The sequence below is a fragment of the Phaeobacter sp. A36a-5a genome (assembly GCF_037911135.1).
Lineage (GTDB): Bacteria > Pseudomonadota > Alphaproteobacteria > Rhodobacterales > Rhodobacteraceae > Phaeobacter > Phaeobacter bryozoorum.
Window position 1 is genome coordinate 126,392 of the sequence record NZ_JBBLYU010000002.1, and the last position, 20,724, is coordinate 147,115.

The 20,724-nt window shown below is 58.8% G+C and carries 14 protein-coding genes; 9 read left to right on the forward strand and 5 right to left on the reverse strand.

The genetic code is table 11. The annotated features are described in order from the left end of the window. Nucleotides 1-43 precede the first annotated feature (43 nt). Complete coding sequence (locus WLQ66_RS11170; RefSeq protein ID WP_340546451.1) at nt 44-1,462, reverse strand: pyridoxal phosphate-dependent decarboxylase family protein; 1,419 nt, start codon at nt 1,460-1,462, stop codon at nt 44-46. Nucleotides 1,463-1,691: 229 nt separating this feature from the next. On the opposite strand from WLQ66_RS11170, the gene hpaR reads away from it, so the two are divergent. Continuing rightward, complete coding sequence (gene hpaR / locus WLQ66_RS11175) at nt 1,692-2,126, forward strand: homoprotocatechuate degradation operon regulator HpaR (RefSeq protein ID WP_340546452.1); 435 nt, start codon at nt 1,692-1,694, stop codon at nt 2,124-2,126. A 15-nt stretch (nt 2,127-2,141) separates the two neighbouring features. Here hpaR and WLQ66_RS11180 read toward each other — a convergent pair whose 3' ends face one another. After that, a complete protein-coding gene (locus tag WLQ66_RS11180; protein WP_340546453.1) occupies nt 2,142-3,416 on the reverse strand; it encodes a glycerate kinase type-2 family protein in 1,275 nt (424 codons plus the stop codon). Next, the gene (locus WLQ66_RS11185) at nt 3,409-4,986 is read right to left on the reverse strand and encodes a sulfatase-like hydrolase/transferase (protein ID WP_340546454.1); all 1,578 of its coding nucleotides are present in this window, start codon (nt 4,984-4,986) and stop codon (nt 3,409-3,411) included. Before WLQ66_RS11185 ends, WLQ66_RS11180 begins: the two co-directional genes overlap by 8 nt. A gap of 186 nt (nt 4,987-5,172) precedes the next feature. Between WLQ66_RS11185 and WLQ66_RS11190 the strand changes: the two genes are divergently transcribed. From WLQ66_RS11190 to WLQ66_RS11220, 7 genes are all read left to right on the forward strand, one after another. Beyond that, nucleotides 5,173-6,000 carry a DeoR/GlpR family DNA-binding transcription regulator gene (locus WLQ66_RS11190; protein WP_340546455.1) on the forward strand — a complete coding sequence of 276 codons (828 nt, stop codon included), beginning with the start codon at nt 5,173-5,175 and terminating at the stop codon, nt 5,998-6,000. Nucleotides 6,001-6,110: 110 nt separating this feature from the next. Then, nucleotides 6,111-7,787: a Na/Pi cotransporter family protein gene (locus tag WLQ66_RS11195; RefSeq protein ID WP_340546456.1), complete on the forward strand. Its 1,677-nt coding sequence runs from the start codon at nt 6,111-6,113 to the stop codon at nt 7,785-7,787. A gap of 38 nt (nt 7,788-7,825) precedes the next feature. Then, the gene (locus tag WLQ66_RS11200; RefSeq protein ID WP_340546457.1) at nt 7,826-8,665 is read left to right on the forward strand and encodes an EamA family transporter; all 840 of its coding nucleotides are present in this window, start codon (nt 7,826-7,828) and stop codon (nt 8,663-8,665) included. A gap of 305 nt (nt 8,666-8,970) precedes the next feature. Next, nucleotides 8,971-10,095: an extracellular solute-binding protein gene (locus WLQ66_RS11205; RefSeq protein WP_340546458.1), complete on the forward strand. Its 1,125-nt coding sequence runs from the start codon at nt 8,971-8,973 to the stop codon at nt 10,093-10,095. 152 nt (nt 10,096-10,247) lie between these two features. Beyond that, complete coding sequence (locus WLQ66_RS11210) at nt 10,248-11,360, forward strand: ABC transporter ATP-binding protein (RefSeq protein ID WP_340546459.1); 1,113 nt, start codon at nt 10,248-10,250, stop codon at nt 11,358-11,360. Between the two features lie 13 nt (nt 11,361-11,373). Further along, a complete protein-coding gene (locus tag WLQ66_RS11215) occupies nt 11,374-12,294 on the forward strand; it encodes an ABC transporter permease (protein ID WP_340546460.1) in 921 nt (306 codons plus the stop codon). Next, nucleotides 12,291-13,607 (forward strand): ABC transporter permease, encoded by a 1,317-nt coding sequence (locus WLQ66_RS11220; protein ID WP_340546461.1) that lies wholly within the window; start codon nt 12,291-12,293, stop codon nt 13,605-13,607. The genes WLQ66_RS11215 and WLQ66_RS11220 overlap by 4 nt, the downstream gene beginning before the upstream one ends. Nucleotides 13,608-13,781: 174 nt before the next feature. Here WLQ66_RS11220 and WLQ66_RS11225 read toward each other — a convergent pair whose 3' ends face one another. Then, nucleotides 13,782-17,192, reverse strand: coding sequence for a trifunctional glycoside hydrolase family 18/polysaccharide deacetylase/glycosyltransferase family 2 protein (locus WLQ66_RS11225; protein WP_340546462.1), 3,411 nt, complete (start codon nt 17,190-17,192; stop codon nt 13,782-13,784). 329 nt (nt 17,193-17,521) lie between these two features. Between WLQ66_RS11225 and WLQ66_RS11230 the strand changes: the two genes are divergently transcribed. Continuing rightward, entirely contained in the window at nt 17,522-19,915 is a 2,394-nt protein-coding gene (locus tag WLQ66_RS11230) for a DUF3131 domain-containing protein (protein WP_340546463.1), read from the forward strand. A 27-nt stretch (nt 19,916-19,942) separates the two neighbouring features. Here WLQ66_RS11230 and WLQ66_RS11235 read toward each other — a convergent pair whose 3' ends face one another. Beyond that, a complete protein-coding gene (locus WLQ66_RS11235; RefSeq protein WP_340546464.1) occupies nt 19,943-20,563 on the reverse strand; it encodes a hypothetical protein in 621 nt (206 codons plus the stop codon). Nucleotides 20,564-20,724 lie beyond the last annotated feature (161 nt).

Below are 20,724 nucleotides of genomic sequence, written 5' to 3' on the forward strand. Positions count from 1 at the left end.
GGCAAATCTCCTGTTTGGGTCGGGTGGCGCGGGTTTGTTCTGGTCACCGGGCTTTCAGGGCGCGCGCAATCTCGGTGATAACCTCATGGGCCAGCATAACATCGGCTTCGGTTGTCTCAAACTGGCCAGCCTGGAACCGGATAACCAGCGCGCCGTCGACGCGGGTCTGGGTCAGGTAGATACGACCATCGTCATTGATCGCGTTCAACAGTTGTAGATTGAGTTCATCCAGATCGTTAGCGCCCTGCGGGGCATAGCGGAACGACCAAAGCGACCACATTGGTGGTGTCACAATCTCGAAATCAGGCTCTAACTTGAGCTTATCGTGCAGCTGGTTGGACCAGATGATGTGGTTGCGCAGGCGCTGGCGCAGACCCTCCAGCCCGTAGGTGCGGATCAGGAACCAGATTTTCAGGGCCCGGAACCGGCGGCCCAGCGGAACCGACCATTCGGAATAGTTGATGATGCCGTCATGGCCGTGGGTCTTGAGGTATTCCGGACTGATGGCGAGGGTTTGCACCAGATCGTCCGGGTTCCTCACAAAATGGGCGGAGCAGTCGAACTGCACGCCCAGCCATTTGTGCGGGTTGAAGACGATGCTGTCGGCGCGTTCGACGCCGGGCCAGTAGTGGCGGTATTGCGGGCAGATCATGGCGGAGCCGGCCCACGCGGCGTCCACATGGGTGTAGAGGCCGTATTTTTCGGCGACGTTCAGCACCTGATCGACCGGATCGGTGGCACCAACGCCGGTGCCGCCCACGCAGAGAATGACGCCGGCTGGCTGGTGACCCGCGGCGAGGTCGGATTGGATCGCCGCCTTCAGCGCGTCCGGGTCCATGCCGCGCCAGTCGCCCTTGATGGGGATGCGGATCAGGTTCTGCTGGCCGATGCCCGCGACCCAGATGGCGCGGTCGATGGAGGTGTGGACTTCAGATGAACAGTAAATCCGGAGTGGCTTTTGGGCGAACAGGCCCTGCTGGTTGCCCTGCCAGTTCAGCGCCTTTTCCCGCATGGTCAGCACGGCGGCGAGGGTGGCGGAGGAGGCCGAGTCCTGAATGACGCCCTGGAACTGGTCCGGCAGGTCCAGCGCCTGGCGCAGCCAGTCCATCATCCGCGTTTCCATCTCAGTTGCCGCCGGCGAGGTCTGCCACAGCATGCATTGCGGAGCGATGGCGGAGGCGAGGAACTCCGCCAGCACCGAGGGCGCGGCGGCGTTGGAGGTGAAATAGGCAAAGAAGCGCGGGTGCTGCCAATGAGTGATGCCGGGCATCACGATGTCTTCGAAATCGCGGAAGATCACCTCCATCCCCTCGCCATCCTCGGGCGGGGTTTGGGGCAGGGCGCTCAGCACCTCGCCGGGAGCCGTCTGCGCTCGCACCGGGCGGTCGCCGACGGTCAGGTGATAGTCCTGTGCCCAGTCCGCAACCTTGCGGCCCCAGTGAGAAAAATCATTCCAGTTCATCGTGTCGTCCTTGGGCTTAGCATCCGGCTACCTTAGATGAGCATATAATTAACATGTGCATTAATACCTGTCCACATGCTCGATCGTATCCGATGTCAGAGATCCGCTCAGCGTCATTCCGCCAATACAGGTATAGACCCGGTCGATTTGGATTGCCCAGCAGCGTAAGTGCTAGTCACTCCGGGTACTGAGGATTTGCCTTTGCGCCCCTAGACAGCGATAATCTGGCATGACCAAGCAGTTACCAAGCACAGACCGATCCTTGCCCATTGCCCTGCTGCGCGCGCGTGAGCGCGTGATGGGCCCTATTCGCGCGTTGCTGAGCGACGCGGGGCTGACCGAACAGCAATGGCGCGTGTTGCGGGTCGTTCAGGAAACAGGTGACATTGATCCGACGCAGATTTCCGAGCGCGCGTGCCTGCTGCTTCCCAGCTTGACCCGCATCCTGCAGAAGCTGGAGGATAAGGGGCTGATCCAACGGGCAAAGGATCAGATGGATCGCCGCCGCCAGATTGTCAGTATTACCGAAGCGGGCGAACAGGTGATTGACGACAACTTGCAGGCCAGTCTCGCCGTGATCGAACGGACCCGCGCGCAGATGGGGAATGAGCGTTACGAGGCGCTTCTGGATCTGCTGAACGAACTGCACCAGCTGGAAGAGTAGCCGCAACAGGTGTCCCTAACGGGCGGGCAAAAGCATGATCTGAATATCCGCCACATTGGTGCCGGTTCCGCCGGTTACAAACAGATCATCCGCAAATCTGAGCGCCCGGTTGCTGTCGTTGTTCCTGAGCAAGGCCATCGGGTCGCCCCCCTTGTCCAGAATGCGCTGCCACGTGCCCCCATCGACAATGCCTCCTGCCGCATCCGTCGGACCGTCCCGCCCATCGGTGCCCGCTGACAGGAAAGCCCAGCTTCCGCTCAGCGTTTGGCGGCCTAAGCGCGCCACATGGAGCGCCAGTTCCTGATTGCGTCCACCGCGGCCTGTTCCGGTCAGATTTACCGTTGTTTCCCCGCCGAAGATCAGCGCGACCGGGTGGTTTGAAACCCGTGCCTGGGTTGCGGAGATAATCCGTGCCGCGGCGGCCTCCACATCTCCGGTCAGGGCATAATCAACGATATCGGTAGACCAGCCCTTGCGTGCGGCCAGTTCCTTCATGGCGATCAGGCTGTGACGGTTAGACCCGATCAGATGTGCAATGACGGACCCTGTATCAAGGAGGGTTTGTGCAGGGTCTTCCTGTGCTGACAAATGGGCCTGAACAGCGCCCGGAAGCGAGGCCCAAAGGTCATGCGCTACAAGACAGTCGCGCGCCATGGTGCGCGATCCCAGCGGTGCCACCGTCGGACCCGAGGCTATCGCGCGCAGATCATCACCGATCACATCCGACAGAATATAGCTGCAGACCGGTGCGGGGTAGGCGGAGCGCAGGAGGCCACCTCCCTTCAGCTCAGAGAGTTGCTGACGGATCAGATTCATCTGCATGATGTCCAGTCCGGCTCCCAAAAGGAGATCGGTGACTGCGGTTTTGTGGGCAAGTGTAAGCCCTGCAGCCGGCGCCACGGCGAGGGCAGAACCACCACCGGAAATCAGCGCCACCACACTGTCATTGGCAGTCAGGTCGCCGACGGCCTGACGCAGGGCGGCGCCAGCCGCGAGGCTCATGTCATTGGGCACCGGATGGTCACCGGCCAGGACACTGGCTCCGGGGATCTCGGCAAGGTTTTCCGGGTTGGTGACGGCGACCGCCCTGTCGGATGGCGGGAGCATCCGCATGGCCTGTCGCATCATGGGTACGGCGGCCTTCCCCAGTGCGATAAGGATCAGGCGTCCGCCGGGGCGCGGCAGGGGTGGCGGATGCTGTCGCAAGCTTTCCGCCAAGGCCATTGCAGGGTCGGCTCGGGCGATGGCGGCGGCAAACAGATCGCCGAGGGTGCTTCGCAGGTCAGCCATGCTGGACACCGGGAGTATTCGTTGGCCTGTGGCGGGCCTGCCTGCGCGGCCCATGCGGCGTAATGGTGTCGAGAGACAGGGTGTGGTCCATGTTGCGCATCCGGTGCCGCAGCATTTGGCGGGTGAGACGGGCCAGATCGCCCTGATGCTCAGGGTGTTCCGCGACATTGACCCTTTCGCCCTCGGCGGTGTGGTCAAATAGCAGTGGCGGCAGGTCAGCGGCAAATTCAACCAATGTAAACCGCGCGTCCCGTAGAATAGCGAGGCAGGAATTGCTGGCATCGGTTCCCAGATGGTGTTGCCAGATACTGGGGCGTTCTGGCTCGCCAAAGTCCAGTTCCGAATAGCTGTAGCTGCGCCAGTCGTCTGGTGTTTCCCCGGAAACCAGTGGGAGCAAAGACCGCCCATCCATTGAGTTGGGGACCGCCTGACCGACCCAGTCGAGAATAGTCGGGGCCAGGTCGATCGACTCCGTGATGTCTTGCACGACCGCTCCGGCGCGCATGGCGTTGCCCGGTTGGCGAATGATCAACGGGGTATGATAGGCGGCATCATAGACAGAGAATTTGCCCCAGCTGTGCCGATCACCCAGCATTTCCCCATGATCGGCGCTGAGCACGACAAGTGTATTCTCCAATTGGTCGCTGTTCTGCAGATATTGCATGACCCGGCCAATATGAGCGTCGACCTCGCTGGCGAGGCCTAGGTAGATCGCCCGCAGCGTCTGGATTACCGGGTCGCTGGGGTCCAGATCCGGAAAACCCTCGACAAAGGAGGCGGGAGACGCAGCGCGGGTGGTCGGGTCGAAAAACGGATGGACCGCGCGTTCGTCCTCTACAGTGGCGAGGCGCTGCGGCAGCGGCAGGCTGGCGGGATCGTACATCCGGTTGTAAGGCGCAGGCGCGACCAGCGGCGGATGCGGGCGGATATAGGTGAGATGTGCGAACCAGCTCTGGTCGCGGTAGCCAGGCATTGTCGCCAGAAACCGATCGGTGAGAAAGGCGGTATCGCTATCTTCGGCCCGGTACACAGCGGGGTCGTTCAGTCTAGGAGCGCCCCCGGTTGGCGAAACCGGTTTGTAGATGTCCCAGTAGCGATCGAAGGTATAGCCCTTGTTCAGCAGATGCGCGCGCCATGGATGCGACATCTCCATCCGCATTTCCAGCATCTCGTGGAAACCGGCCATCGGGTATTCGTAGGTCTGCATCGCCGGGTCGCCGGGGTGGTAGATGCGCGGGTCATGCGAGGTGTCGGTATAGCCAAACAGCATCGGCAGATAACCCGCCTTGCGCATCTCAGACGCGAGGTTTGGTGTGTCATGCCGGAGCGGTGTCCCGTTGCGAACGGATCGGTGGTTCATCGCATACTGGCCAGTCAGGATCGAGGCCCGCGACGGTCCGCAGGGATTCACGACCGTATAGTTCCTCTGGAAGGTAACGGCATCCGCCATCAAGGCGCGCAGGTTTGGCAGCGCTACGTGCTCGGCCAGGGCTCCAAACAGGCAATCCGCCCGCATCTGATCGATCAGGATAAACAGGACATTCCTGCGCTGGTCTGAAGCTTGGCTCATGTGGAATTTCCTTGCCGCAATTGCGGCCAGATAAGCCTGAAATCACGAGTATGGCAAAGGGTTTCCCTGCCATCACATTGTTGAATTTGACCGTTTGTGTGGAATTTTGTGTTTTTATGTTTGATTTTTTCGGCATCCCTGTGGTTCACTCTCCAGCGAAATCTCACTCCTTACCAAGGCTGCCTATTGCCCGAAGACCAGAAAATCTCGCACCGCGAATTGGAGCTGCTGGAGGCCTTGCGCCGTCTGGGCGGATCGGCACGCAGCGGCGAGATGGCCAAGGTTCTGAAGGTGTCGGAGGAAACCGTGCGTCGGACCATCAAGGCGCTTGCGAAACAGGGACTAGTGCAGCGAGTGCACGGAGGCGCCTACCTGGCGGGACCAGATGCGGCGGATAGTTTCTTCCGACGGATCTCGAAATATACGGCGGAAAAGCAAAGCATCGCTGCCAGGGCACTGGACCACGTTACCGACGGGATGGCGGTTTTTCTCGATGTCGGCTCCACCACCGCTTTTGTCGCCAAGGCGCTGCGTAGCCGCGCCGGTCTGACGGTGGTCACGAATTCCATTGGTGTGGCGCAGACGCTGGCCAATCATAACGGCAACAGGGTGCATTTCCTCGGCGGCGAAATACAGAGCAACGAACGCGGTACATTTGGACATGTCGCTGAACAGCAGGTCCAGGAGTTCGCGCTGGATGTGGCGGTGTTGTCGGCAGATGCGTTTTCTGCCAAACACGGCGCGCTTTACCAAAGTGCGACAGAAGCACAGCTGGCAGCTGTGGTGGCGCAGGTTGCCGAATGGACCATGCTGGTGGTCGCGCACCCGAAATTCGAAGGCACTGCGCCGCATCGCGGTCCGCAACCGGAACTGCTGGATCTGTTGCTGACCGATATCATGCCTGCCCGCAAATACCGCCGTGCATTGGAACTCTGGGATATTGACCTTGAACTGGCGCCTGGTTCGAACAGCCCGGAAACAGAAGGGGGCGAGAGCAAGACCATGAAGGGATAACTTGATTGGCGGAATCGCCGGGAGGGCTGCGCAGCTGGGGTTTCCCATCGCGCCAAGAAAAGAGCGGTAACGTCACGACGCTGCCCAACAAAAGGACAAGACATAACTCTATGGCCATATTGAGCTTTCTGACCAGCCTTGCCGGTGCCGTCATGTTGCTGCTGTTTGCGGTACGGATGGTGCGGACCGGTATTGAACGCAGCTACGGCGCGACGTTCCAGCGGCTATTGACCGGGCAGCGCAGCCTTGTGCAGGCCAGCTTCGTGGGGATTGGCATGGCCATCGTTCTGCAAAGCTCTGCCGCGGTTGCCCTGCTGACCTCGGGATTTGCGGCAAGCGGTTTGCTGTCCTTTGCCTCTGGTCTGGCGATTGTTTTGGGTGGCGACCTTGGATCGGCGCTTATCATTCAGCTCTTGTCGTTCCAGCTCGACTGGCTGGTGCCCGTGCTGCTGGCTGTCGGTGGCTATCTTTTCGTCAAGGTCGAGGCGAAGAAGGCCCGGCAAATGGGGCGCATTCTGATGGGGATCGCCTTTATTCTGATTTCGCTGCGGTTCCTGCGCGAGGCTATGGACCCCATCCGGGAGAGCGCGTTCCTACCGGCAATCGCGGAATATCTCGCCCGGGATTACATCACGGCGTTTCTCGTGGGCGCTGCTCTGGCGTTTGTCATGCACTCTTCGGTGGCGGCCATCCTCATGTGCGTCACCCTCGTTCAGATCGATGCGATCCCTTTCGCGGCCGGGTTGTCCCTGGTCCTGGGGGCCAATTTCGGCTCGGCCTTCATTCCGGTCTGGCTGAGCCGAGGGATGCCTGCGCCAGGGCGGCGTGTGCCGCTTGCGAATTTGGGACTGCGTGGAACCTGGGCGGTGATCTGCGTCTTTGGCGCCAATATCGCTTTGCGGGCGGGTGTTCTGGGCGCACCTGAGGGCGGCCAGATGCTGGTCTATGCGCATCTTCTGTTCAACACATCGCTGTTGATCCTGGCGCTGCCGTTCTGCGGAATGCTGCATGGTGTCATGACCAGCCTGATACCAAACCCGACCCCTCTGCAGGGCAACACGCACGGGCTGCCGGTGAGCGTATTGAACACAGATGATTACCGGCAACCCAATCAGGCGATCAGCAGCCTGAAACGCGAACTGCTGCGGATGTCGGATCTGGTCGGTGCGATGTTCCGACCAATTCCCGATCTTTATCAGCACGGCGACCGTGCCCAGATCAAGGCGGTGCAGGCTCTGGATCGGGAAGTGAACAGCTGCCTGTCGGGTATCCGAAGCTACGTGGCTGGCATGCCAAGCGAAGGGTTCGGCAAAGAAAATGCCAAGGTTGCCCGAGATCTGGTTGAATATGCCATCCGGCTGGAGACGGCCGGCGACGTGGTGGATGAACGGCTCGCCGTCCTAGCTGCGTCCATGCACAAGAAGGGGGTGCGGTTCTCAAAAGAAGGCTGGGCAGAAATCACCCGTATGCACGAGGTGATCGTCGCCAATATGCAGCTTGCATCGAATGTGCTGATCTCGGACGACCTGGAAAGCGCACGCTTGCTGAGCCTTGAGAAAACCGAGGTCAAGCGGATGGAACGTGACAGCCGTAAGCGCCATCTGCGCCGATTGCAGCGCGGCGCTGCGGAAAGTTTCGAGAGCTCGGATATCCATCTCGAGACATTGCGCGCGCTGCGGGAATTCAACAGCCATATCGCCGCCATCGCCTATCCGATCCTATACCGCAACGGGCAGCTGCTGGAGACCCGTTTGATCCAGGATATGCCTGCGGACGAAATGGACTGATGTGTGTTCTGGAAGCCCGCTAGCTGTGAAAGCCTGATATGACGCCATTTGTGATTGCCATCATTCTGTCGGCCGCGTTGCTGCACGCGATCTGGAATGCCATTGTAAAGACGGCGATCGACAGGACCACGACGCTGGGTTTGGTGGCTTTGGGGCACGTCATCCCCGGGGCGGTCATGGTGGCCACGCTACCTTTGCCGGATGTGGCAAGCCTGCCCTACATCGGCGTGTCGACGGTGGTGCATTTTGGGTATTTCTACATGCTCGGTCGCGCGTATCATCACGGCGACCTGAGCGTGGTCTATCCCATTGCGCGCGGCATTGTCCCAGCGTTGGTTTCGCTCTGGGCGATGATCTTTGTCGGGGAAATCCTGCCGGCGCAGGCCTGGGTGGGAATCGCGCTCATTGCTGGGGGGATTCAGCTTAGCAGTTGGAAGGCGCTGCGATCAGGGGTCGGGCAGAGCGCTTTGTGGTACGCGCTGGGCACCGGTTTTTTCATCTCACTATATTCGCTGGTTGACGGCATTGGCGTGCGTCTGTCTGGCAACACGGTCAGCTACTGGGCTTGGGGCGCGTTTCTCCATGTCTTTGTCGCGGCGTTTGTTCTTCTGCGGAAACGTGCAACACTGCCCGATGTGCCTGCCGGGGTCTGGGCTTTGGGGATCGCCGGCGGTCTGGTATCTATGTGCGCCTACGGGCTGGTTCTCTTTGCCAAGAACTTTGCGCCGCTGGGGGCTGTATCTGCCCTGCGGGAAACGTCGGTTATCTTTGCCGCGCTGATCGGGTTTCTGATCCTGAAAGAGGGCAACTGGAAACGGCGTCTTGGGGCGGCTGTGCTCATGGCGGCGGGGGTAGCGCTCATCGGCATGGCGGTTTGAGGGGTTCGGCGATTTTGTGAACACTTCCACAGTGTTGCATCGTTGACGTGAGAGGCGCCAAAGGCGCAGACTGACTGCGGTGGAACCATGTGGGAGTCGGCGTCTTCGCTGACAAACGCGCATAAGTTTCGTTCCGAATGTCTAGGGATGGAACTGAAACTGGCACCATAAATACGCCTGTAGGGCCTCTTCTGGCCTTATCGAATTCTGAATCTGTCACTGTAGCAATCGGAGTGTGTTTCGCAGAGTTCCACTACCAAAAAAGAAAAACAAAAGACCAACAGACCCATAGGGAGAAAAAGAATATGACTGCAAAGTCCAATGTAACCCGCCGCTCGATTCTGAAGAGCGCTGGTGCGGCAGCCCTGGCAGCGCCGCTCTATTCCAAGAGCGCACTGGCCTCCTCCGGCGAGATCAACATTCTGATGTGGTCCGACTATCTGCCACCTGAGTTCATCGCCGGGTTCGAGGGTAAGACCGGGATCAAGGTGAACTACACAGGTATCGGGTCGAACGAAGAAATCATCAACAAGATGAAAGCCACGAAGGGGCAAGGCTTCGACATCGTTTCGCCAACCAACAACCGCTCCTTGCAATGGGGGCCACTGGAACTTCTGAAGCCGTTTGATCTCAATAAGGTAAATGTTGACGCGGTGAACCCGGCGATGGCGAAGATTGGTACAGATGCCTGGAACTTTGGCGACAATGGCGCCCATTGGCTGCCGCATATCTGGGGCACTGAGGGAATTGCCTACCGGACTGACAAGTGGCTGCCATCCGGCGATGCGCCGTCTTACGGCGATGTCTGGAGTGAAGAGAACGCAGGCAAGACCATGGGCCGTGCCCATTCCATGATGCTGGGTGCGGGGCTCTACATGGAGGCCGCCGGCGAAATGGAACCTGGCTCGATCTGGGCGGCGTATGAAGATGAAGACACCATGCGCAAGGTCTGGGGGCAGGTCACCGACTGGTGTGTGGCGCGCAAAAACCGGATCAAGCTGATCTGGAACGATGCGGATACCCAGAAAAACGGCCTGCTGAACGAAGGTGTCGTTGTCGGGCAGACCTGGGATGGACCGCCGCTTGCGCTGAAATCCGCAGGTGAGCCTGTTCATTATCAGGCACCGGTCGAGGGGGCGATGGCCTGGGTTGACGGCATGTCGATGCCAGTCGGCGCCCAGAACGAAGAGCAGGTCTATGCCTTTATCGACTATGCTTACCAGCAGGAACCTGCGGGCAAGGCAATCGACAGCCATGGGTACAACTCGCCCGTGCTGAAAGCGGATGATTACTCCGGCGATGTCTATAAGAAGAACTTTGCCGAAGCCTATCCCGGCAACAGCCTTGCCAATCTCAACCCATGGCCGGCTGAAGCCCCCTGGTACGCAGACGTACGGACCGAATTCGTCAACAAGTTCAAGAGCGCCTGATCACCTGATCGGGCAAGTACATCTGGCTCCCGTTTCGGCGGGGGCCAGCCACACGCCTGAGGGCGTAAATTCAACATATCATCAACCGGATGCTATCTGCATCGGCCGGGGGTTCGCCTCCGAACGAACGGTTGCACCGAGGGAGAGGCCACATGAGTGCTGGGGTAGGCGTAGATCTTGAAAACCTCTGGATCCGCTTTGGAGATTTCGTCGCCGTGCGCGACGCAAATGTCAAAATCAACGGAGGCGATTTCTTTTCGTTCCTGGGCCCGTCTGGCTGTGGCAAGACGACAATCTTGCGCGCGGTTTCCGGTTTCCTGGAGCCAAGCGAAGGGAACGTCTTGATTGGCGGCAATAACATGCGCGGGATTGGCCCGAACAAGCGCCCGACCGCGCTGATCTTTCAGAACCTTGCGCTGTTCCCGCTGATGAAGGTCTGGGAAAACATCACCTTCTCCATGGAGATCAACGGCGCGTCGGCAAAGGATCGGCGCAAGCGCGCGGATGAGCTTCTGGACATGATTGCACTGCCGGGGCAGGGGGACAAACTGCCGTCGGAACTGTCTGGTGGTCAGCGTCAGCGGGTTGCCATCGCGCGCGCGCTCTGCGCTGAGCCGGATGTGCTCCTGCTGGATGAACCGCTGTCGGCACTTGATCTGAAGCTGCGTCAGCACATGCGGACCGAGCTACGCGAAATTCAGCAGCGGGTCGGCATTACGTTTATCTATATCACCCACGATCAGGGCGAGGCGCTGACCATGTCCGACAATATCGCCGTCATGCGCGCCGGCGTGATCGACCAGATCGGCAACGGCAAGGCGGTCTATAACGATCCTGCAACGGCCTTTGCCGCATCCTTTGTCGGGGAGAACAACGTGTTCCGCGGCAAGGTGAAGCGGGTAATGGGGAATGAAGCGCTCATAGCGACGAACCGGTCCGGTAATCTGGTCGCGCGGATTTCTTCTGCCAATCAGGGAAAGATGAAAGAGGGCGATGATGCAATGATGTTCATTCGCCCCGAAGCTTTTGCCCTGGCGCCGCAAGGGGCCACCGGTGATCATTTTGTGACCGCCAAGGTCAACCACGAGGAATTTGAAGGCAATGCCTTCAACATCTTCATGGAGGGAGACGGCGGTAAGGAGCTGAAGGTTTCCATCCCGAACCTTGGTCAGTCGTTCGACGATCACACAGGTCAAAACATCACCCTGGAATACGAGACGAAGAATGCCGTCGTCGTGCCCGCGGGTGAGCTGGCCGCAGAATAAGGAGGGCCAGGTCATGCCAAGATTCCTGAGGGAATTCTTTAATCGCAACGGCTACGGACTGGGTTCGTTGATGCTTGGTCTCGTCCTGTTTTGGACTATCGGCCTCATCATTCTGCCGCAGCTGTCGATGCTCGACTTTTCATTCCGACCGAACCTGCCTCCACCAGAGATCGGCGGGCCAAAGGACGTCTATACGCTGGAGAACTACAAATATCTGGTCTTTGGCCCCGAGGGCGGTAGCCAAGACTACAATGCAGTTGATCTGCGGGTATTCTTCCGCACGCTCGTCGCTGCGGTCTGTGTCACGGTGTTCAACCTGATCCTTTGCTATCCGATCGCCTATTATCTCGCGCAGACCAAGGGCAATCACATCCGTATTTTTGCCCTGATGCTGATCATCCCCTATTGGATCAATGAAATCCTGCGGGCCTTTGCCCTGCGCATCATTTTCGGGGAAAGCGGTGTTCTGAACACGGCCCTCGTCGGGATGGGGGTTTTCGATACGCCGTTTGATTTCATTCGCAATGATATCGCGCTCTATGCAGGGCTTGGCTATGCCTACATCCTGTTGATGATCTTTCCGATCTATAACGTGATCGAAAGCCTGGATCGCAACCAGATCGAGGCCGCTCGAGACATGGGGGCCAGCTGGGCCAAGATCCACCAACGTGTTGTAATCCCCTATGCCAAACCAGGTATCAGCTCGGGGTGCACCATGGTGTTCATGCTCTCGGCGGGCGCTCTGGCGGCGCCGCAGATCCTGGGTGGCCCCTCGTCCTTGTGGTTCACGCAGTTGATCTACCAGCAGTTCAATGACAACTCCGACTGGCCGCAGGGTGCTGCCTATGCGGTGGTACTGCTTGTGACCTGTATCCTGTTGGTTCTGGCCGTCATGCGCCTGTTCAAGGTGAATATGGGAGATATCGGCAAATGAAGAATTTCTCCTTTCTGCGCCTGAGCGTCTGGTTCTATCTGGCGATATTCTTCGCCTATCTTCTGGGGCCGCTGGTGATCATGTCGGTCACCGCCTTCAACTCGCCGGGCTTTCCGCAAGCCACGCCATGGGAGTGCCTGACATTCGAATGGTTCTCTGCCCTGTTCCAGGACGAGCGCATTCTGAATGGCATCTGGAATTCTATTCTGGTGGGCGCGGGCACGGTGGTGCTGTCGGTGGCAATGGGTCTGGCGGGCGCTTTGATGCTAACGCAGATCTGGCCGAAGCTCCGGGCGACCTATTACACCGTCATCATCGCACCGATCCTGATACCGGGCGTGGTGATCGGTATTTCGACGCTGGTGTTCTGGGATCGTATCAACCGTATGGTTGGTCTGGGGGCGGATAGTTTCCTGTCCAATGGGCTGTTCTTGACCATCATCGGCCAATCCACCTTCATCGCCAGCTATTGTATGCTGGTGCTGGTGGCGCGTCTGCAGCGTTACGACATCGCGCTGACTGAGGCGGCGCTTGACCTCGGGGCGACCCATGCGCAGGCGTTCCGCAAGGTTCTGTTGCCATTCATGAAACCGGCAATTGCGTCGGCGGCGGTTCTTGCCTTCCTTGCTAGTTTTGAGAACTACAACACCACTACTTTCACCTTCGGCGAATACCCGACCCTGACAATCGAACTGGCGCAAAAGGTGCGCTACGGTATCACTCCGGCGATCTCTGCTCTGGCATTTATCATCGTTGTGCTGACGGTTTTTGCGGCGCTGTTCAACGAGGCAACAATCCGTCGGCGTGAGTTGGTCGCGGCGGCCCGCAAGGACGCGACGGTAGAAGAGCTGGAAAGTGGCCGGCTGCGGCTGCCGGGGTTCCTCAGTTCGAACTGGGCGGCTCTTGGGCTGGTTGGGGTTGCCTGCTTCACCATTGTGATTGTCGGCACGGCGACTGTTTACAGCCCAGCTCAATGTATCGCCGAAGTGAAGGAGCAGAAACGTCTGGAAACCGAGCTGCGTATTCAGGAATTGCGTCAGCGCCGTGCCGAAGACGCTGCTCGCCGAGCAGCTGAAGAAGCCGAAAACGGGAGCTCTGATGCTGGAGGCGCAACATCTGAGCCATCTGGCAGCGGTGGTAATAGCTCTGGGTTTGGGGGGGTATTTGACCCCAATGCTTTGGGTGGCGGAGACAGCGCTGCCCCTGAAGGCGAAGACGAAAGCTCGGCACCGGCAAGCGGCGGAAACTCCGCCTTCGGTGGCGCGTTCGATCCCAATGCGCTCTCGGGTGAAAGCACGTCTGACGGCAACTGAGCAACTCTGCGTGTAATACTACAAAGCCTTGCCCAAGGTTCTCTCTTGGGCAGGGCTTATTTCATGCCAGACCAGTCCAGGCTGGTGACAGATCAATCTGGTTCCTCGAGCCCGTGAGAGGGGTAGGCCGCGATTTGCCCGATCCCGCAGGCCGGTTGTCATGCGGTCCGCAGGTCAGCTGAGATGCGCCCGGGCTGCAACTGTTGGCCGGACCGGCGCCTGAACGGATCCAAATCGACGTAGTTTGTGCCACCCCGTCAACCGCCCTGTCAGGATCCGCCACAGCGAGCGATAGACATTGATGATCAGCAATTGGCGATAAATGAAGCGGTTCAACAACAACAGCAGCACCATGGCACGCGGGGTCGATGGCTCGGACCGTACGGCATAATCAGCCATGATCATTTCCAGCAGCGGTAGCGCAAGGAAAACGGCGAGCACGGCATAATCACGAACGGTGAAGGCGTCAAAGGTGGTGCCGTCAAAGCTGGACACGAACCGCACCAACATGAGCACCAGCAACAGGTCGATGATCGGGCCAAGAAGCGGCATGATCACTCCGAAGACAACCAGATCCGTAAGCCCGACCAAGCCGACAGCATGGCCCTGACGGATGGTGCCGCGATGTTTCCATGCGGATTGCAGGATCCCGATCGACCAGCGCATCCGCTGTTTCATCAGCGTTCCGACGGATGCGGGCGCCTCGGTGTAGGCATATGCACGCTCCGCGGCACGGACCTCATACCCCTTTTCGAGGAGTGAGATGGTCAGATCGGTGTCTTCTGCCAGCGTCTGGCTGCTGTAGTAGCCACATTTGCGCACAGCGTCGGTTCGCCAGGCGCCAAATGCACCGGGTACAACCATGATCGCATTGATCGTTTCATAGGCGCGGCGGTCGATGTTCTGGGCGACCGTATACTCAAGCTTTTCCAGCTTTGTCAGAAGGTTGTTAGAGTTGCCGACCATGATTTTGCCAGCCACTGCACCAACTTTGGGGTTGCGCAAGGGCTGCATCAGACGGCGGATAGCATCCGGCGCGACGATGGTATCGGCATCAATCGCAACGACAAAGTCGGTGGTGACATGCGAGAAGGCGAGATTGGATGCTTTCCACTTGCCGCCATTGGGCTGACGCAGGATCTGTACCTTCGGGTTGCCTTTGTAGGTCTTTGTCACCAGCTCATAGGTGGAGTCCGTCGACCCGTCATCCACCACCAGCACTGATAGGTTGGGGTAGTCTGACTCCAGCACGCTGTAGATCGTCTTCAGGATGCTATTCTCTTCGTTATAGGCTGGGATCACCACCGTCACCGGGGCGGAAAAATCACCTGTCCGGTGGCGTAGATCCATGCGGTCCGCACGGCGGGACCGGATCGCCATTATGAACAGGACAAGAGCGCGGATGACCCCGAGAAGCACTGCAAATGGAACCACAAATGCCACCCACGTGGCGCTGTTGCCCACACCTGTAAAGGCCAGCGCTTCGAAGGGTTCAAGGCTGGCGACCTGCCGCGTCTCGTAGGGGCTTCCAAACCCCGCCATTGCCTGTTCCAGCGTCAGAAACTGATAGCCGCGCGCTTTCAGCTCGGGCAGCAACAGGCGTAGAGCGCTGATGGTACTGCTGCGCGGACCTCCGCCATCGTGCATGAGCAGCACCTGACCGCTGCCGTCCAAGGCTCCCAGAGTGTAGTCTACCAGTTGCTTCGGGCTCAGGCTGCGCCAATCCGGTGGCACGATATCGGCACCCAGGAGGTGATAACGTTGATCGATAATGGTCTTCAGCCGCCGCGCCAGATCGCCCTCCAGCGGTCCGGGACCACGCATATAGGGCGCGCGGAAAACAACTGGTGTGCGGCCGGTCAGCCAGGAAAAGATCCTTGACTGCAAAGCCAGTTCAACCTGCACCCGCGCAGGGGAGGCGCGATTGAGCTGCGGGTGAGAGAAGGTGTGCAGCCCGAAGTCGAATTCGGCTTCGGCGAGTGCGTTGACGACGTTCTTTTGCTCAAACATCTGATTGCCGACCATGAAGAACGTCGCAGGGACGTTGGCGGCATTCAGGATATCGAGGATCTCCTGCGTGTGGTCCTGCGACGGCCCGTCATCAAAGGTCAGGAGAATGGATTTGTCTGGCAAGACCCCGTAGCGGTCCGCGATGACCGGCAAGGGCAGCGGATCGGTGATCGCATCGGTGACCATGAGCGTTTCGGAATCGCGGGTCACGTGGCGACGGCCGACGACTTCGGTTTCGCTGAACCGCAGAAATGGGCCGGTGCCACGATACGAGACAAAGCTGTTCAGATCGATATCACGCAATGTGGCAAAGGCTTCGTCCGACAGGATATCTTCCTGGGCGAGCAGAGGCCAAATGGAGGGATCCTCTTGCCCCAGCCCCCAGATCGCAACACCGTCGATGCCAGCTTCTGCGACACTCAGCAACTGGCTGTAGTGGCTTACGGCATCCAGATACCAGATCATGTTTCGCTCGCCACCAGCGTCCATATAGGAGATCAGCCCGTGACCTTTTTCGGGTGCATAGCCCGCGAAGGCGCCATATTGGTCGGCCTGGGACATTGCATCTGCATAGCTGATAAACTCCGGCGCACTCGTGCCAGTGGTCCAGTGCACACCACCAGCCGCGAGACCAATCACCAGTTTATCCTGTGGGATAGTGGTGCGCGCACGTTCGAGAACGGACTGGAACCAATCAAGCGGAGCTGGCGATTCTTCGTAGATCCCGAGACGGTAGCTGTTCTGAATGGCGGGCAGGATCACCCGCTCGGGCAATGCGCTGCTATAGGCAAGGGTTTCGATCTGGTCTGGCGCGATAACTGCACAGGTTTCCAGGTTTGCTGCCGCGAAGTCCCCTTTCACACCATCGAGATGGAGTAGAGCCTTTTGCAGGTTTTGCACCTCAAGCCGACGCATATCAAAACACAGACCGGACCACCCCTGCCGCGCCGCAAGCGCTGCGGTATTAGACCAGTGACCAGACGCCTCGCTGCTGAGCGCGCTGGCCTGCACATGGATCAGCGGCTGGATCGGACTATCGCCAAAAGGATTGGTCCGCACGACATAGGGCGTACTAAAATCCTGATTGCCGGACTGCAACCAGTCGACACCTTTGTCGCTGATGATCAGCCATTCGGGGACAAACACATTGATCGTGTTGCAGGTCCGTTGAACGGAGTTGGAAACGTCTTCGAGGTCCGCCGTTACAAAAGCGTATACTTTCGAGGGGTTATTGCTCGCACTGCGTGCCGTGCCTGTTTGGGTTTCGCAGGAACTGCCGCCCGCAATATCCGCGCTGGCGTAATCGCGGTCGAGCTGATCATTGCCCCCATCGCCTTCCAGATTGTCACTCTGCGGCAGGAAACGGCGCCAATCTTGGCTGATGTTATCCGCAGGCGCGCTGTTCTGAAACAATGGTCGCGCCAATTTGAACTCGGTGATCACATTCTGTGTCACGGCAATGATCATCGCCGCCGCCAGGGCGAGCGCAATCACAAACAACAGGACCGCCAGAAACGGCCGGGTTGCGTTGCCAGCTTTGAAGATCTGCTTCTCCGCGTCGGTCGAAAGAGCCATCTCGGCCGGCAGAATCTCAGTCGGAAATGTCTTGTGACGACGCGTTGAAGCAGCAGGAGCCTTTGCTCTGCTTTTCTTTGGACCTGGCGTCGGCCGATTATCAGTCGTCGTGTACATCACTTGCCAACCCGTTCAAATAACGTGTTACTTTTTCAATTACTCGTTTGGGGGGCAGGCGATTTTCGCCAGTCGTGCTTTCGCGCGAACCATTTCGATTCCGCGTCCGCTAATTAAGTTTTTAACAAAGTCCTAACGATAATTCAAGATGGGCATCGCGGCTCGTTCAAGTTATGGTAAACAGCGCTGAAACCAGAAAGTTGGACAGGGTAATGCGGTGGAAACGTCGGGAGTTTCTGGGGTTGGCCTCAGGTGGCCTGATAGGTGCAGCATGGCCGGCTGAAGCGCAGACAGATCACGCAGAGGGAATTCGGGCGTTTTCCATACTGCTGACAGGTGTGCATCCATCCCTGCCCGAGAACGCACTTGGCTCGCTGATCTTTGCGTTCCTGTCGCAAGGCGTTGCTTTGGCGGTTGAAGTTGAGTTCGATGACTTCGCCAGACACAGCCCGGATGCCGTTCATCCGGTCTTGTCGATGCTGAGTGACACGGCATCCAAAAACCGGACATTCGTCGAGATTGTCCCTGCCACGCGCGATCTCATGCAGAAGACGGGATATTTCAAGGCACGAGCACTCTGGAGCCTGCGATCACAGATTGATCGGCTTTTGCCGGGATCGATGGCGGCGGCGGCCCAGCCTGCGCATTTTTCGACCGTATCCACAAATGGCATGGAGGGCGACCTGAGGCAGGATGGCTTGCGGACCGGAGGGTGCACGACCGTGATATACGATGCGGTTGCTGATGCCGAACGCGAGGCGCTGCTTGGGCCGGCCGCAGTTCTGATGTTACCGCTTAAGGCGCGTCTTGATCTGAGATCAGCCCAGCAGAAGATGACATCCGGGCTTTTCTCCCAATTGGGGGACGGGACGGTGCTGGCCATTGATGTGGCGGAACTGCCGATTGATCCGGCTCGCGCTTATGAGGTCGGTCAACGTATCGCCGCGAGTGTCAATCGCGCGCGCCTTTCAGGGTATCTTCTGTCGGTCCTGCCGCGAGAACTCTACAAACGGTGTTGTGCTTTCCTGCCAAACCACTCCCGGCACTATGTCATTCTGCCCGAGTTCCCTGAGAGTGGGGAAGGCTATGACGCGTTACTGGGCCAGGCGCGGGCACGTCTCGGCGTTGACTGTGTGACTCTGGTGCGCGGCGGGGAGCGTCGCGCGGATGGCGCTTTGTTGTTGGAGACCCGTGACGGGGAGCAGCGCCGACTGGGAGCGCCAGGCCTGGGGCCTGACGGCGAACCGGTGGAAGGCCCGCTCTTCCTTGCCGATGAGGTTGCGCCGCAGCGGGGAGACGTGCGGCATCCGGATGCTGTCTTCGTTCATAAGGTTGACGCTGTTGGCAAGCTCGCCGCCAAGATTCCGGCCGCGAATGGGATCTGCCTTAATTATCCTACAGGAATTGTTGACCCGGCGCATGAGTTGCTGCTGGAGGCGCGAGAGGCACTGCGCAGTACTGATTTGGCGCCGGAGTCGCCTGTGTTTAATGAGGCCATGATGGCCGACGCACAACTGGCCTACAGCTATCTGGAACAGGCAGAGATGAGCGCCACCGGGTTGGCGCTGACCGTCAGGAAGCAGATTAACGGTAAGTCTTTCAACAACTATGAAATCACGATGTGGGATGTCGGCAGCCTGATACTGGGGCTGCTCGCGGCAATTGATCTGGATCTGGCGCCCGCTGACAAGATCTATCGCCGCATCAAGAAGATCATGGCATCCCTGCCGGTGATCACTGACGGGGACATGGCCTATCCGCCTACGCTGATCAATGTGCGGGATGCGTCTATCGAACGCCGCGGCTTTGATGCCTGTGATTTTGCACGCCTGAGCAGTGCCGTGACCCGGGCCGCGAAACATGCGGCGCTTGCGGAGGTGTCGTCTCAGCTAATGAAGAAATGGGAAATTGCAGGCCTTATGCAGGGTGGTGTGCTGAAGAATATTCTGAAGACACGCATCCAGTCGTCGTATCTGTCGCATTGCGCCCACTATCAGACGCGTATTCTGCCGTTGCTGGGTCAGCCTGATACGCGATCTCCTTATCGGGAGGCCTTCGTCGGGGATACCGTCGCCGACAGAACGGTCAGTCTACTCTATACGGTGGATCAGGTTGGTATTCTGCCCACCGAACCGCTGCTGCTGGAATATGTCGAGTTGGGACCCTCGGCGGAATGCGCGGTCCTCACCGATATCTTCCTTGGGGCGATGAAGCATCACTATGATCAGACCGGGCAATTGCTGGCGCCATCAGAGACCCCAATCGATACAGCGCCCTGGTTTGTCTATCAGGGGTTCGATCTTGGCCATGAAACGCGATGGAATGTCAGTTATCGAAAGGGGCGCGATGTGCTCTTTGAGCCTGTGGCGACCAGCCCCTACGGGATCTTTTCAACCAAAGCGGCTTATCTGTGGTATGCGGTGCGGCCATGCGCGTTCAGCCTGAAGATGCTGGAAACCGCACAGAGTCGCGCCCGAATTGATGGTTTTGGCATGAGCAGTGGCCTGTTCCTTGACGGCTATGGGCAAATGGCAAACCATGCTGACCTTAACACCAATGGGATCGTCCTGCAGGCGCTTGCGCATCTGAAGCGCCGCGCCCGCTAGGGGTTAGTGAATTGGATCGCGGCCAAGTTAACTCACCGGGCCAAAGACCTGACAGCCGCTGGCCGAGATTTCGCCCTGTGCAACCGGATAGCCGCGCCGTGGGTTGAGGCGGATGGGCTGCATCCCTGTCAATCGGTTCATGCAGCGTTCGGTGTCGCGGACAGAGTTTCGCTTGCCCCCGATGTAAATGTCGAGCCAGGGGCGGCCATTCTTGCCGGTATGGCAGGGACCGTTTTGTGGCTGGTGCCCGTCGCCACATACATCTTCTACGATTGCGTATTTGCGCAGGCGCTCGATGTAAAACCGTGTACCTGCCGGGAAGTCCAACGTCTGGCGCCCGCGCCGAATGGCATGTCCCACCGCGATGGTAATTGGGTCATTATAAGTGCCGGTTCCGCCGGCCTGGCGCCGCAGGACCGGGCGCGCAATGGCGGCACTGCCGGGGGGAGTGTTATCCCAATAGCTGTAGCCGGTAAGATACCCTTCGAATCTCACCTCGGTGCCACGTTTGACGAATTCGTCCAGCTGACTCTTGATATTGTTGTTGATGCTTTGCGCCGGGAGCATTCCGGCAGAAACGCTCATCATGGTCAGTGCAGCGGCAGCCACTGCAGTTTTTCGAATAATAGAGTTCCAGATCGTCGACATGACGTGTTCCTTGTCGAGGCCAGCCTCGTGCTATCGCGGCTGATAGGGAGATCAGCACGCTGGTTTTGGGACAGCTCACCCGGCGCACCGACTGCATGTCGATGCGTTCCAGGCGGCCGGGTTCGGTATTGCCCTGTCGGCAGTTATTGGTGTCGTGTGGT